This is a genomic window from Streptomyces longhuiensis, from assembly GCF_020616555.1.
Taxonomy (GTDB): domain Bacteria; phylum Actinomycetota; class Actinomycetes; order Streptomycetales; family Streptomycetaceae; genus Streptomyces; species Streptomyces longhuiensis.
The window spans coordinates 5,246,174-5,260,331 of the sequence record NZ_CP085173.1; the positions used below are offsets into that span (position 1 = coordinate 5,246,174).

Below are 14,158 nucleotides of genomic sequence, written 5' to 3' on the forward strand. Positions count from 1 at the left end.
GGTCCTTCCACCATGCGGACATTTACCCTCGGGCCCATGACCCCTCAGCCGAATCCCCAGGTCGGCGCCGCCGTCAAGGCCGCGGACCGTGCGCACGTGTTCCACTCCTGGTCCGCACAGGAGCTCATCGACCCGCTGGCCGTCGCCGGCGCCGAAGGCTCGTACTTCTGGGACTACGACGGCAACCGCTACCTCGACTTCACCTCCGGCCTCGTCTTCACGAACATCGGGTACCAGCACCCGAAGGTCGTCGCCGCGATCCAGGAGCAGGCCGCCTCCCTCACGACCTTCGCGCCCGCGTTCGCCGTCGAGGCCCGCTCCGAGGCCGCACGCCTCATCGCCGAGCGGACCCCCGGCGACCTGGACAAGATCTTCTTCACCAACGGCGGCGCCGAGGCGGTGGAGAACGCCACCCGCATGGCCCGTCTGCACACGGGCCGCCACAAGGTGCTCTCCGCCTACCGCTCGTACCACGGCGCCACCTCCACCGCGATCAACCTGACCGGCGACCCGCGCCGCTGGCCGAGCGACCAGGGCGCGGCGGGCGTCGTCCACTTCTGGGCGCCGTTCCTGTACCGCTCCCCGTTCTACTCGGAGACCGAGCAGCAGGAGTGCGAGCGCGCGCTCCAGCACCTCGAGGACACCATCGTCTTCGAGGGCCCGGCCACGATCGCCGCGATCATCCTGGAGACCGTGCCCGGCACCGCCGGCATCATGACACCGCCGCCCGGCTACCTCCAGGGGGTGCGCGAGCTGTGCGACCGGCACGGCATCGTCTTCATCCTCGACGAGGTCATGGCGGGCTTCGGGCGCACCGGCAAGTGGTTCGCCGCGGACCACTACGACGTCGTGCCCGACCTGATGACCTTCGCCAAGGGCGTGAACTCGGGCTACGTCCCGCTCGGCGGCGTCGCCATCTCCGGCGCCATAGCCGACACGTTCGGCAAGCGCCCCTACCCGGGCGGCCTCACCTACTCCGGTCACCCGCTGGCCTGCGCCGCGGCCGTCGCCACCATCAACGTCATGGAGGAGGAGCGTGTCGTCGAGAACGCCGCCCACCTCGGCGAGACGCTGATCGGCCCGGCGCTGCGCGAGCTGGCCGAGCGCCACCCGTCGGTGGGCGAGGTCCGCGGACTCGGCATGTTCTGGGCCCTGGAGCTGGTGAAGGACAAGGCCACCCGCGAGCCGCTGACCCCGTACAACGCGGCGGGTGAGGCGAACGCGCCGATGGCCGCCTTCGGCGCCGCCGCCAAGAAGAACGGCCTGTGGCCCTTCATCAACATGAACCGCACCCACGTGGTCCCGCCGTGCAACGTCACGGAGGCCGAGGCCAAGGAGGGTCTCGCCGCTCTCGACGAGGCGCTGACCGTGGCGGACGGCTACACGGCGTAGGGAAACAGGTACTCCGTGTCGCTCCCCGTAGTGCGTAGGCTGACCAGCTGACCAGGAACAGCCTCACCAGCTGACGACGCACTACGGGGGAGGACACCACGTGCCCGGAACCGACGGCGGAGCTGCCGTCCAGCGCAGCACGCTGCGCCAGCAGATCGCCGACGCCCTGCGTGACGAGATCCTCGCGGGGCGGCTCGAACCGGGCCAGGAGTTCACGGTCAAGGAGATCGCCGAGCAGTACGGCGTCTCCGCGACCCCGGTCCGCGAGGCCCTGGTCGACCTGTCCGGGCAGGGGCTCCTGGACTCCGCCCAGCACCGCGGCTTCGCGGTCCACGAGTACTCGCTCGACGACTACCGCGGCATGATCGAGGCCCGCAGCCTCGTCACGGACGGCATCTTCCGCGGTCTCGTCGCGAACGCCGACGCGCACCAGGCCACCCCGGCCGCCCTCGCCGGGGTCCGCCGCCGCGGCGAGGAGGCCGCCCGCGCGGCCGCAGCCGGCGACCTGAACGTGCTGATCGGCTACGACCTGCGGTTCTGGCGCGAGCTCAGCGCCCTGTTCGGGAACCCGTACCTCTCCGACTTCTTCCACCGCCTGCGCGTGCAGTCATGGATGTGCGCGGTGCCGCACCTGCGCCGCGTGGACGACCTCAGGGGCCATCTCTGGTCCGGGCACTGCGGCCTCGTCGACGCCCTGGCGGACCGGGACGCCCGCGCCGCGCAGGACATCGTCACCGCGTACAACGCGGACTCCCTCGCCCTCGTCGAGCGGCTGGCCAAGCGGTGAGCACGGAGCGGACAGACCGGCCCGTCGCCGCGCGCGCGGGCGTGGTGGACCTCACCGTCGTCGTCCCCGCGTACAACGAGGAGCGCCGGCTCGGCCCCACCCTGGACGCGGTCACCGCGTACCTGAACGACGCGGACGGCGGGAACCGGTGGGGTGACTGGGAGATCGTCGTCGTCGACGACGGCTCCACCGACCGCACCCGCGAGATCGCGGAGCGCGCGGCGGCCGCCGCCCCGGAGGGCCACGGCCGCACCCCCCGCATCCGGCTCGTCGCGAGCCCCCGCAACCGCGGCAAGGGCCACGCCCTGCGCCAGGGCGTCCTCGCCTCCCGCGGCCGCCGCGTCCTGGTCACCGACGCCGACCTCGCCGCCCCCATCGAGGAGCTGGAAGCCCTCGACAAGGCGCTCGGCGAGGGCCACGCGGCGGCGATCGGCTCCCGCGCCAGGCCCGGCGCGACGATCACCCGCCACCAGCACCGGCTGCGCGAACTCCTCGGCCGCACCGGCAACTTCCTGATACGCGCGACGAGCGTCCCCGGCATCAGGGACACCCAGTGCGGCTTCAAGCTCTTCGACGGCGACCGGGCCCGCGCCGCGTTCGCCGCGGCACGCCTGGACGGCTGGGGCATCGACGTAGAGATCCTCATGTACTTCCGCCGCTCCGGCTGGCCGGTCGCCGAGGTGCCCGTGCGGTGGTCGCACCAGGCGGGCTCGAAGGTCCGCCCCTTCGACTACGTACGGGTCCTGGCCGAGCTGGTGACGCTGAGGGCGCGGGCGGTGCCGAAGGGCCACCTCCTCGTGGCGGCCCTCTTCCTCGTCCTGTCCGTCGCCCTGTACTCGGGCCGCTGGGCGGCGCCCGCGCACCGCTACCTCCCCGACTCCCTCCAGGACCAGAACCAGTGGGAGTGGTTCTTCGCGGTGACGGCGGACAGCGTCCGCCACCTCCACAACCCCTTGTTCACGACGCTCCAGGGCTTCCCGGACGGCGTGAACCTGATGGCCAACACCGCGATGCTGGGCCTGTCCGTCCCGCTCGCCCCCGTGACCTGGCTCTTCGGCCCCGCCGTCGCCCTGAACGTGGCGATGACGGGCGGCCTCGCCGCCACCGCGTTCGCCTGGTACCGGCTGATCCTGAAACGGCTCGTGCGGACCCGGTGGGCCGCCGCGACCGGCGCGCTCCTCGCCGCGTTCGCGCCCCCGATGGTCAGCCACGCGCACGCGCACCCGAACTTCGTCGTCCTGTTCATGATCCCGCTGATCATCGAGCGGGCGCTGCGGCTGTGCGAAGGCAAGCGCGTGGTGCGCGACGGCGTCGTCCTCGGCCTCTTCGCGACGTACCAGATCTTCCTCGGCGAGGAACCGCTCCTGCTCGCCGTCATGGGCATGGTGCTGTTCGCGCTCGCCTACGCCGTCGTGCGCAGGGACGTGGCGAAGGCCGTGTGGCGCCCGCTCCTGCGCGGGCTCGGGGTCGCCGCCGCGGTCGCGCTGCCGCTCGTCGCCTTCCCCCTGTACTGGCAGTTCCTCGGCCCGCAGAGCTACAAGAGCGTGCTGCACGGCGACAACGCGGGCAACAGCCCTCTCGCCCTCCTCTCCTTCGCCGAGCGCTCCCTCGCCGGCTCCCGCGAGCGCGCCGCCGCGCTCGCCCTCAACCCGACCGAGCAGAACGCCTTCTACGGCTGGCCGCTCGTCGCGCTCGCCTTCGCGATCGTCGTACGGCTGTGGCGCAGCGCCGCCGTGAAGGCGCTCGCGTTCACCGCGGTCGCGGCGGCGCTGCTCTCGCTCGGCCCGAAGTTCCGCATCCCGCTGACCGACGTCGTGCTGCCGGGCCCCTGGGCGCTGCTCGCCCACCGGCCCCTGTTCGAGTCGGTCATCGAGTCGCGGGTGGCGATGGTGTGCGCGCCCGCGCTCGGGATGCTGCTCGCCCTCGCGCTCGACCGGCTCGCCGCGGCGCGGGTCCCGTTCCGGCTCGTCGGCATCGCGGCGGTCGCCGCTGCGCTCGTGCCGATCGTCCCGGCGCCGCTCAGGGCGGTCGACCGGGCCGACGTCCCGGCGTTCGTCGCCGACGGCACCTGGAAGCGGTACGTCGGCCCCGGCGAGAGCCTCGTGCCGGTGCCGCTGCCCGACCCGGGCAACGCGGAGGCCCTGCACTGGCAGACCGAGGCCGGCCTCGGCTTCCGGCTGCCCGGCGGCTACTTCAACGGCCCCTACGGCCCCGACCACGTCGGCATCTACGGCGCCTCGCCCCGCTGGACCTCCAACCTGCTGCGCGACATCCGCTACTCGGGCCGCGCCCCCGAGATCACCGACGCGTGGCGCGCCCAGGCCCGCCGCGACTTCGCGTACTGGCACGCGGGCGTCCTCGTGCTCGCCCCGCAGCAGAACGACGGGGTCCTGCGGGCGACGGTCGACCAGCTGGTCGGGAAGGCCGGTACGTGGACCGGAGGCGTATGGATCTGGGATCTGAGCAATGTGCAGAGGGGGAGCTGAACCGGCTCCCCGCGCATTACGCTGCCTTTCCGCCGTTCATTACGGCCTTCACCACCGGAGGAGTCGCCTTGGCCTGTGACCTGTGGCTGGTCCCGCTCGTCGACGTGCTGTGCCACAGCCCCGACAACCCCTTCGCCGAGGAACTCGCGCTCTACGACAAGGCGTTGCACGAGGCAGGACTGCCACCGGTGCCGGTCTACTCGTACATGCCGGGACTCTCCGGTGACGTGGCCCCCGTCGCCGGCTTCGACTACGACGCGTTGCACTTCCTGCGCCGCGCGTACCTCCTGCAGATGTGCGGCCTCGCCGTCACGCCGGTCGACGAACTGGGCGGCGACTACGAGCAGCTCCTGGAGATGTTCGAGACGACGGCCCAGCAGTCGCACCTGGTCTGGCACTACGACCACGCGGGCGCGTACGTCCCCGTGGACTTCCCGAGCCCGCTGTCCAACGACGAGCTCCTCGCCGGCGGCGGCCCCCTCGGCTCCTCCCACGCGCTCCTGCGGGAGCTGGAGTACGTGGCCCGCTCGATCGGCATAGACCCGGCCAACCCGCCGGCACCCCCGGTCCCGCCCGAGGGCCCCACGGCCCTGGAGGAACCGGCCGCTCCGGCCCCCCTCGACAACAGCCCTTTCGCCCGCGAACGCCACGTCTGGCTCGGCCTGCACGCGGCCGCGACCCGGAGCCTGGCCCAAGGCTCCATGATCATCTTCAGCTGACCCGGAACCTCGGTCGACCCGGAACCCGTGCCCGAGCCGTGGACAGGAGTCTCCACGAGGCCCTCTTCCGGCAGGCCGCCGGCGCGGGGTGCCGGAAGGTTCGCGCTCTGAAGGGGTGCGGGGAACGGCGCGACCGGCCACGACGCACGCACGGCCGACCACGGGCAGCTCGCCCCCGGTCCGTCCGGCCCCGAGCCGCGCGGAGCGCTCAGCGCGGCTCGGGCGGGCGCTGGCGGGGCATGTTCGGGCGGGCGCCCGGGGGGAGCGGGAAGCGGCCCGGCGGAGGCTCCACGGGGCGGGTGCCCGGGGCGACGGAGGACTGCATCACCAGCGGCGCGGGACCCGAGCGGAACTCCACCATCCAGTCCGCCGTCTCCGACCGCACCAGCTCCGTCACGTCGTCCGTGAAGCGCCGCAGCACCGACAGACACCGCTCGGCGGCCTCACTGGCCGTACCCTCCGTCGGGCCGAGCACCTCCCGCACGCTCTCCGACGCCCAGTCGAACTGGAGCGCCTGAAGCCGCCGCTGCACCGCCTGGGCCGTGGCCACGTCCCTTATCCAGCCCGACGTGAGCCCGAAGTAGCGGTCGCAGGCCACGCACGCCACCGCGAGCAGCAGCGCCAGATACCCCCAGGGCGCGACCCCGCCGAGCGCCCCGGTCAGATCGAGCAGCGGCAGCGCCGCCCCCGACACGGCACCGGCGACCGCACCGCCCCGCAGCGCCCGCGCCCCGCGCCGCTTCCACACCCGGTCGGCGAGGTACCAGTACGCCGTGTCCAGAGCCCCCCGCTCCACCCACCGGTAGAGCTCGTCGAGCCGCTCGGCGGGCTCGCCCCAGTCACCGACGGGGAACGTCCGCCCGGTCAGGTCGCCCGGCCGCACCGCGTCACCCGTGCCGTCACTGCGCTCGCCCCGGCCGCCCCGCTCCTCCTGGGGCGGTCCCTCGGGCTGCATCTCCGGCTGGCTCACCCGGCACTCCCTACGACTGGTCCTGGTCACGGATGGGGCTCATGTGCAGAGCATCTTCCTACCGCCCAATGGGTGGCCAAGGACCCGTTTTCGCGGTATTTCCGCCCGGAAGTGGGCCTTGATCAGGTATAGGCAGGCAGCCCGTCTCACTCGAAAGAGTGGAGCGAAAGGTGCCGGGGCGGGCGACACCCCGACCACGTAGGCTCGTTCCAGAGCGGAGAACCCGCCCGTGGTCGCAGGTCGAAACAGGACGCAACAGGAGCTGATCGTGATTCCCGGTGGTGGCCAGCCCAATATGCAGCAGCTGCTGCAGCAGGCCCAGAAGATGCAGCAGGACCTCGCCAAGGCCCAGGAGGAGCTGGCCCGGACCGAGGTCGAGGGTCAGGCCGGCGGCGGTCTGGTCAAGGCGACGGTGACCGGCTCCGGCGAGCTGCGCGGCCTCGTCATCGACCCGAAGGCGGTCGACCCCGAGGACACCGAGACTCTCGCCGACCTGGTCGTCGCGGCGGTCCAGGCGGCGAACGAGAACGCGCAGACGCTCCAGCAGCAGAAGCTCGGCCCGCTGGCCCAGGGTCTGGGCGGCGGAGGCATCCCGGGGCTTCCCTTCTAAGGAAGCCCCACCGCAACTAACGTACGTACTACTCAGCGGCTGGCATGCTCAGCGGCACAGCACCATCAAGCAGAAGTCGGAAGGCACCTCGTGTACGAAGGCGTGGTCCAGGACCTCATCGACGAGCTCGGCAGGCTGCCGGGCGTCGGTCCCAAGAGCGCGCAGCGGATCGCCTTCCACATCCTGCAGGCGGAGCCGACGGACGTACGGCGTCTCGCGCAGGCCCTCATGGAGGTCAAGGCGAAGGTCCGCTTCTGCGCGACCTGCGGCAATGTGGCGCAGGAGGAGCTGTGCAACATCTGCCGCGACCCGCGCCGCGACCTGACGGTGATCTGCGTCGTCGAGGAGCCCAAGGACGTCGTCGCGATCGAGCGGACGCGTGAGTTCCGGGGCAAGTACCACGTGCTCGGCGGCGCGATCAGCCCCATCGAGGGCGTCGGCCCGGACGACCTGCGGATAAGGGAACTCCTCGCCCGTCTCGCCGACGGCACGGTCACCGAGCTGATCCTGGCCACGGACCCGAACCTGGAGGGCGAGGCCACGGCGACGTACCTCGCCCGCATGATCAAGCCGATGGGCCTCAAGGTCACCCGCCTGGCCAGCGGGCTCCCGGTCGGGGGCGACCTGGAATACGCGGACGAGGTCACGCTCGGCCGCGCCTTCGAGGGGAGACGACTCCTAGATGTCTGACGCCACGCTGAACACCGTCAAGGACCATCCGGACGACTTCGCGGTCCAGATCTCGGACCAGATCGAGTCCTTCCTCGTCGCGGTCGCCGAGGTGGCGAAGGGCGACGAGCCGGACTCGGCCGTGCCCTTCCTGCTCCTCGAGGTCTCCCAGCTGCTCCTCGCGGGAGGCCGGCTCGGCGCGCACGAGGACATCGTCCCCGACGAGCGCTACGAGCCCGATCTCGGCCCCGAGCCGGACGTCGACGACCTGCGCCAGAAGCTCGCCGCGCTCCTGGAGCCGATCGACGTCTACTCCGAGGTCTTCGACCCGTACGAGCCCCGCAAGGCGCCCGTCGCCTGCCGGATCTCGGACGACCTCGCCGACGTGATGGCCGATCTGCGCCACGGCATGGCGCACTACCGCGCGGGCCGCACCACCGAGGCCCTGTGGTGGTGGCAGTTCTCCTACTTCTCGAACTGGGGCTCCACGGCGTCCGGCGCCCTGCGCGCGCTCCAGTCCCTGGTCGCGCACGTCCGCCTCAACCAGCCGCTGGACGACCTGGACGGCCTCGACACCGACGAGGACCTCGCCGAGGAGGCCCTGGCCGAGGCCGCGGGCAAGGTCATGGCGGAGGAGATCGCGGGTCCGCTGGGGCTCCGTACGGTGAAATGAGCCCCGCCCCGTGGGTGCTCGCCGGTGAAACGCACCGGCCGGTGAAGTGACCCACCCCACTTTTCCGGTTGCCGGGCTGGGGCGCGGGCATGCGCCTGTCCGAGCGGCCGGAGCGAGAAGCCCCCACCGGGTCCCTGTACCCGGTGATCACCTTCTGAGCGGGACATCTCAGGATGTGGTATTCCCGGGGCTGATTTCGGCCGCTCGTTAGACTGAGCCGACCGAGACAAACTGAGCGAGGAGCGCACGTGGGCCTTGTCGTGCAGAAGTACGGAGGCTCCTCCGTAGCCGATGCCGAAGGCATCAAGCGGGTCGCCAAGCGAATCGTCGACGCCAAGAAGAACGGCAACCAGGTGGTTGTCGTGGTGTCCGCGATGGGCGACACGACGGATGAGTTGATCGATCTCGCCGGGCAGGTATCCCCGATCCCTGCCGGGCGCGAATTCGACATGCTGCTGACCGCCGGAGAGCGGATCTCCATGGCCCTGCTGGCCATGGCGATCAAAAACCTGGGCCACGAGGCCCAGTCGTTCACGGGCAGTCAGGCCGGCGTCATCACCGACTCGGTCCACAACAAAGCCCGGATCATCGATGTGACCCCGGGACGGATCAGGACGGCGCTCGACGAGGGCAACATCGCCATCGTCGCCGGGTTCCAGGGCGTCAGCCAGGACAAGAAGGACATCACCACGCTCGGCCGTGGCGGGTCCGACACGACCGCCGTCGCCCTCGCCGCGGCCCTCGACGCCGAGGTGTGCGAGATCTACACCGACGTCGACGGCGTGTTCACCGCCGACCCGCGCGTCGTGAAGAAGGCGCGGAAGATCGACTGGATCTCCTTCGAGGACATGCTGGAGCTCGCCAGCTCCGGGTCCAAGGTGCTGCTCCACCGCTGTGTGGAGTACGCGCGCCGCTACAACATCCCGATCCACGTCCGCTCGTCCTTCTCGGGACTGCAGGGCACCTGGGTCAGCAACGAACCGCACTTTGATCAAGGGGACCAGAAGGTGGAGCAGGCCATCATCTCCGGTGTCGCTCACGACACCTCCGAGGCGAAGATCACCGTCGTCGGTGTCCCGGACAAGCCCGGGGAGGCCGCGAACATCTTCCGCGCCATCGCGGACTCCCAGGTCAACATCGACATGATCGTGCAGAACGTGTCCGCGGCCTCGACCGGCCTGACGGACATCTCCTTCACTCTCCCGAAGACCGAGGGCCGCAAGGCCATCGACGCCCTGGAGAAGACGAAGACCGCGGTCGGCTTCGAGTCCCTGCGCTACGACGACCAGATCGCCAAGATCTCCCTCGTGGGCGCCGGTATGAAGACGAACCCGGGTGTCACGGCCGGGTTCTTCGAGGCGCTCAGCGACGCGGGGGTGAACATCGAGCTCATCTCGACCTCCGAGATCCGTATCTCGGTCGTCACGCGCGCGGACGATGTGAACGAGGCCGTGCGCGCCGTGCACACCGCCTTCGGGCTCGACTCGGACTCCGACGAGGCCGTGGTCTACGGAGGCACCGGACGCTGATGGCTCAGACCGACAGGCCGACACTCGCGGTCGTGGGAGCGACCGGGGCCGTCGGCACGGTCATGCTCCAGATCCTTTCGCAGCACGCGGACATCTGGGGCGAGATCCGTCTGATCGCCTCCCCGCGCTCGGCCGGCCGCAAGCTGGCCGTGCGCGGGGAGGAGGTCGAGGTCATGGCCCTGAGCGAGGAGGCCTTCGACGGCGTCGACGTCGCGATGTTCGACGTACCCGACGAGATCTCCGCGCAGTGGGCGCCCGTCGCCGCCTCCAAGGGGGCGGTCGTCGTCGACAACTCGGCCGCCTTCCGCATGGACCCGGACGTGCCGCTCGTCGTGCCCGAGGTCAATCCGCACGCCGCGCGCGTGCGGCCCCGCGGCATCGTCGCCAACCCCAACTGCACGACCCTGTCGATGATCGTCGCCGTCGGGGCGCTGCACGCCGAGTTCGGGCTGCGCGAGCTGGTCGTCTCCAGCTACCAGGCCGTCAGCGGGGCCGGCCGCGCCGGTATCGACACCCTGCGCCAGCAGATGTCGCTCGTGGCCGGTACGGAGCTCGGGACGAACCCGGGCGACGTGCGCCGCGCCGTCGGCGACAACACGGGCCCCTTCCCCGAGCCCGTGGCGCTCAACGTCGTGCCGTGGGCCGGGTCCCTGCGCGAGGACGGCTGGTCCTCCGAGGAGATGAAGGTGCGGGACGAGTCCCGCAAGATCCTCGGCCTGCCGGACCTCAAGGTCGCGGTGACGTGCGTACGCGTCCCCGTCGTCACCACGCACTCCCTCACCGTCCACGCCCGCTTCCAGAGCGAGGTCACGGTCGACAAGGCGCGCGAGATCCTCGCGACCGCGCCCGGGGTCGTGCTCTTCGACAACCCGGCCGCCGGTGAGTTCCCCACGCCCGCCGATGTGGTGGGCACCGACCCGACCTGGGTCGGCCGCGTCCGGCGCTCCCTCGACGACCCGGCCGGGCTCGAGTTCTTCGTGTGCGGGGACAACCTGCGCAAGGGGGCTGCCCTCAACACCGCGCAGATCGCCGAGCTGGTGGCCCAGGAGTTCCCGCCCGCCGCGTGAGTTCGGCCTCTTCACCGTCCGGAAAGCGGACTCGGTCTTCTTTTATCCGGCGCGCTTTATAGGATCTGTGAAGGACCTGTGGGCGATCGGTGGTCTATCCACTTGAACGCGCCGGTCCGCGCGCCCGAAGATTCGTCGAAGATCCCTCCCCGTTCCGTGCAACCGCGCACGGGACGGGGAGCGTCTTTGCGATCGCCTTTCGGGGGCGTAGGGCCTAGGGGCGCCAGGTGAAACTGGGGCATAGGGGAAGAGCGGGTACGCATGAGGGCACTTGACGCAGCGTCATGGATGATGCCTGCCGCAAACAGGACGCCTGTCGCGTACAACCCTGAGGGGGGTAAGCGTGTCCAACAGGCGTGGCAGAGGTACTCGATTTCACAGCGGTTCAGGCGAGGGGTGCAGCCCTTCGCCCGCCCCGGCGTCCCCGGATGTCCGGTTCGTCCGGCGGCATGCCGGTGATCGCCCCCATGCCAGCAGCGCGGCCTGCCCGCATACCCGCTCAGCGCGAAGGCGCTGAGGAGACGATGGCAGCAGGCACCACGGTCGACCATCTGACCGAGACCTATCGCGCCCACTACCGGTCGCTCCTCGGTCTCGCGGCCCTGCTCCTGGACGACACGGCCTCCTGTGAGGACGTCGTGCAGGAGGCGTTCATCAGGGTCCACTCCGCGCGCAAGAGAGTGCGCGATCCCGAGAAGACGCTCGCCTATCTGCGGCAGACGGTCGTGAACCTCTCGCGTTCCGCCCTGCGCCGCCGCATCCTCGGCCTGAAGCTTCTGACGAAGCCGATGCCCGACATGGCGAGCGCGGAGGAGGGCGCGTACGACCTGCTCGAGCGCGACGCGCTGAAGCAGGCGCTGCGCGGGCTCCAGCGCCGTCAGCGCGAGGTTCTCGTCCTGCGCTACTTCGCGGACATGACCGAGGCGCAGGTGGCGGATGCCCTGGGCATCTCCCTCGGTTCCGTGAAGGCGTACGGATCCCGGGGCATAGCGGCGCTCCGCGTCGCCATGGAGGCCCCCGCATGAGCAGCGACAAGCACCGCAATGATCGGGATGAGCAGAACAGGCATGTGGGATCCGGGGATGGAACTGTGAATCACGGCCCCGGCCAGGACGACGGCCTTCTCGGCGGTCCCGAGGACCCCTTCGGCGGCCCGGACTCAGCCGGCGGCCCGGACGCTCCCGACCCCCTGGACTCCCTCGGCGGTGACGAGCTGGCGCTGCGTCGCCTGTTGCACCAGGCCGTGGAGGAGATCGAGCCGAAGAGCGGGACGCTCGACCATCTGCGCCGTGCCGTGCCCGCCAGGCGGGCCCGCAAGCGGCAGGCCGTCGTCGGTATGGCGGCCGCGGCCCTGTTCATCGGCACGGCGATCCCCGCGCTCGTCCATGTGGCGGGCCAGAGCGGGTCGAACGACCACCCGTCCATCGCCGGCAACAGCGAGGCGACGCACGGCGGTACGGGCTCCGGGAAGGGGCCCGACGGCGGCGAGAGCGGCACGGGGAGTCCTTCGGGCAAGTCCAAGTCCAAGGACAAGGACGGCAAGAAGGGCAAGACCGGCGACAAGGGCAAGGGTGCGGGCGGTGGTGCCACCGGCGGCCCTGATCCCGCGAGCACGGCGGCCGCGAGCTCCCCGGTCTGCACGGCGACCGACCTCGGCAACGCCCCGGCGAGCCTCGGCGCGGCCGACGCGGGCGGCAAGGTCTACGGCTCCTTCCGCGTCACGAACATCTCCCAGGCGAACTGCTCGGTGGACGCCCCCGGCGCCGTCTCCGTCCTCGCCCAGGGCGCGGCCGACCCGACCAAGGTCAACGTCGTCGACCACACGGCGGGCGACGCCGCGACCGGTCTGCCCGACCCGTCGACGGAGCCCAGCCAGCTGATCCTCGAACCGGGCATGTCGTACGAGGTCCGCTTCGCGTGGGTGCCGTCCGCGAGTTGCCCGACCACGGGAGGCGGGGGCGACGCGTCGCCCAGCCCGACCCCGTCCGGCGGCACCACGGGCGACGCGACGGGCTCGAACCCGGAGCAGAGCGGTCTGTCCACGCAGATGGTGGCGGAGGGCCCCACGGCCGACGGCAGCGTCTCGGTCTCCCACACGGCGGAACCGGGCTCGCCCTCGTCCAGCACGACGATCCCCAACGCGTGCGCGGGAACGGTGTACCGCACGGGCGTCTTGCCGGCGTCCTAGGGGCGGGACCCGTTCATGCCGGTGCGGTGAGATGCGGGGAGACACGGGGAGGTGCTGGGCACCTCCCCCTCCCGCCGGGACGGCGATCAGCCGCTGTGGTGGTCAGCCGCTGCGGTGATCCCCGCGACGGCTGGTGACGGCTCTTCCCGGCGGTGCCTGACTAGCCTCGTGCCGTCTCGGGGCTCGCGGGCTCAGGGGAGTCCGCCGCGTCCGGGACGTCTGCGGAGTCATGGGCCTCCGGGACGTCTGCCGAGGCCGGGGCCGTGCCGGTTGCATCGGGTTCCGTGAGCCCCAGCGCGGCGTCCCGCTCGAACTCCGCCTCGCGGCGCAGCAGGCGGAACCACATGAAGATCACGAAGCCCGCGAAGACGAACCACTCGCCGGTGTAGCCCAGGTTCTGGAACGCCTTCAGGTCGAGGCCGCTGCCCTGCGGCGCCGTCGCCGGTACCGCCGTCATCCCCGAGTCCGCCTTGTCGAGCGTGACCCACGCGTCGTAGACGTCGTACGGGACGAGGTTCACCAGGGACGCCGCGCTGATCGCGCCGAGCTGTCCGGCCGGCAGGCCACCCGCGGCGGACGCCCCGCCCGAGCCCGGGCTCTCGGAGGCCTGAAGCGCACCGGTGACGGTGACCTCACCCCGGGGCGCCGCGGGAGCCTTCGCGGCGCTCGCCGCACCGGGCACCCACCCGCGTACGACGGGCAGCGCCTTGCCGGCGTCCCCCTCCGTGCGCAGCAGCGTCACCACGTAGAAGCCGGTCCTGCCGTCGAGCTCACGGTCGGGGACCAGAAGCTGCTTGCCGTAGTGCCCGGTCGCGGTGGCCCGCTTGCCGGACGTCTTCTGGTCCACGGGCAGCAGGGAGCCGAGCGGCCGGGGCGCGGCCTTCTCGTTCGCCGTCGACTGCGCCGAGGCGTCCTTGTGGCCCTGCACCCGGTCCTCGAAGCGGCCGAGCTGCCAGGAGCCCATGAAGATGCAGAAGGGGATGGCGAGCACGACGAACACGTTGATCCCCCACCACCGGGGGGTCAGGAGGAACCGGTACACCCTCCCCACGGTACGGCTCCCGCGCG

General features: G+C 71.4%; 13 protein-coding genes. 11 read left to right on the forward strand and 2 right to left on the reverse strand.

Annotation, left to right across the window (positions count from 1 at the left end):
• Nucleotides 1–36: 36 nt before the first annotated feature.
• The 4 genes from LGI35_RS24245 (at nt 37) to LGI35_RS24260 (ending at nt 5,384) form a co-directional block, all read left to right on the forward strand.
• A complete protein-coding gene (locus LGI35_RS24245) occupies nt 37–1,392 on the forward strand; it encodes an aspartate aminotransferase family protein (RefSeq protein ID WP_227296422.1) in 1,356 nt (451 codons plus the stop codon).
• A gap of 100 nt (nt 1,393–1,492) precedes the next feature.
• Nucleotides 1,493–2,179, forward strand: coding sequence for a GntR family transcriptional regulator (locus tag LGI35_RS24250; protein ID WP_227296424.1), 687 nt, complete (start codon nt 1,493–1,495; stop codon nt 2,177–2,179).
• Nucleotides 2,176–4,665 carry a dolichyl-phosphate beta-glucosyltransferase gene (locus LGI35_RS24255; protein ID WP_227296433.1) on the forward strand — a complete coding sequence of 830 codons (2,490 nt, stop codon included), beginning with the start codon at nt 2,176–2,178 and terminating at the stop codon, nt 4,663–4,665. The genes LGI35_RS24250 and LGI35_RS24255 overlap by 4 nt, the downstream gene beginning before the upstream one ends.
• Before the next feature lie 68 nt (nt 4,666–4,733).
• Nucleotides 4,734–5,384 (forward strand): hypothetical protein, encoded by a 651-nt coding sequence (locus tag LGI35_RS24260; RefSeq protein ID WP_227296435.1) that lies wholly within the window; start codon nt 4,734–4,736, stop codon nt 5,382–5,384.
• Nucleotides 5,385–5,592: 208 nt separating this feature from the next.
• On the opposite strand, the gene LGI35_RS24265 is transcribed toward LGI35_RS24260, so the two are convergent.
• Nucleotides 5,593–6,354, reverse strand: coding sequence for an SLATT domain-containing protein (locus LGI35_RS24265; protein ID WP_227296437.1), 762 nt, complete (start codon nt 6,352–6,354; stop codon nt 5,593–5,595).
• Nucleotides 6,355–6,622: 268 nt separating this feature from the next.
• Between LGI35_RS24265 and LGI35_RS24270 the strand changes: the two genes are divergently transcribed.
• From LGI35_RS24270 to LGI35_RS24300, 7 genes are all read left to right on the forward strand, one after another.
• Nucleotides 6,623–6,964, forward strand: a complete 342-nt coding sequence (locus tag LGI35_RS24270; protein ID WP_116511762.1) for a YbaB/EbfC family nucleoid-associated protein — start codon at nt 6,623–6,625, stop codon at nt 6,962–6,964.
• A gap of 90 nt (nt 6,965–7,054) precedes the next feature.
• The gene (gene recR, locus LGI35_RS24275) at nt 7,055–7,654 is read left to right on the forward strand and encodes a recombination mediator RecR (RefSeq protein ID WP_116511760.1); all 600 of its coding nucleotides are present in this window, start codon (nt 7,055–7,057) and stop codon (nt 7,652–7,654) included.
• The gene (locus tag LGI35_RS24280) at nt 7,647–8,306 is read left to right on the forward strand and encodes a DUF5063 domain-containing protein (RefSeq protein ID WP_116511759.1); all 660 of its coding nucleotides are present in this window, start codon (nt 7,647–7,649) and stop codon (nt 8,304–8,306) included. Before recR ends, LGI35_RS24280 begins: the two co-directional genes overlap by 8 nt.
• Before the next feature lie 248 nt (nt 8,307–8,554).
• Nucleotides 8,555–9,835, forward strand: coding sequence for an aspartate kinase (locus tag LGI35_RS24285; RefSeq protein WP_116511757.1), 1,281 nt, complete (start codon nt 8,555–8,557; stop codon nt 9,833–9,835).
• Nucleotides 9,835–10,902 (forward strand): aspartate-semialdehyde dehydrogenase, encoded by a 1,068-nt coding sequence (locus LGI35_RS24290; RefSeq protein ID WP_227296448.1) that lies wholly within the window; start codon nt 9,835–9,837, stop codon nt 10,900–10,902. The genes LGI35_RS24285 and LGI35_RS24290 overlap by 1 nt, the downstream gene beginning before the upstream one ends.
• Before the next feature lie 356 nt (nt 10,903–11,258).
• The gene (locus LGI35_RS24295; RefSeq protein ID WP_116511753.1) at nt 11,259–11,927 is read left to right on the forward strand and encodes a SigE family RNA polymerase sigma factor; all 669 of its coding nucleotides are present in this window, start codon (nt 11,259–11,261) and stop codon (nt 11,925–11,927) included.
• Nucleotides 11,928–11,992: 65 nt separating this feature from the next.
• Nucleotides 11,993–13,090 carry a hypothetical protein gene (locus LGI35_RS24300; protein ID WP_227296450.1) on the forward strand — a complete coding sequence of 366 codons (1,098 nt, stop codon included), beginning with the start codon at nt 11,993–11,995 and terminating at the stop codon, nt 13,088–13,090.
• A 160-nt stretch (nt 13,091–13,250) separates the two neighbouring features.
• Here the strand turns inward: LGI35_RS24300 and LGI35_RS24305 are convergent, their stop codons facing one another.
• The gene (locus tag LGI35_RS24305) at nt 13,251–14,132 is read right to left on the reverse strand and encodes an SURF1 family protein (RefSeq protein WP_227296453.1); all 882 of its coding nucleotides are present in this window, start codon (nt 14,130–14,132) and stop codon (nt 13,251–13,253) included.
• Between the last annotated feature and the right edge of the window lie 26 nt (nt 14,133–14,158).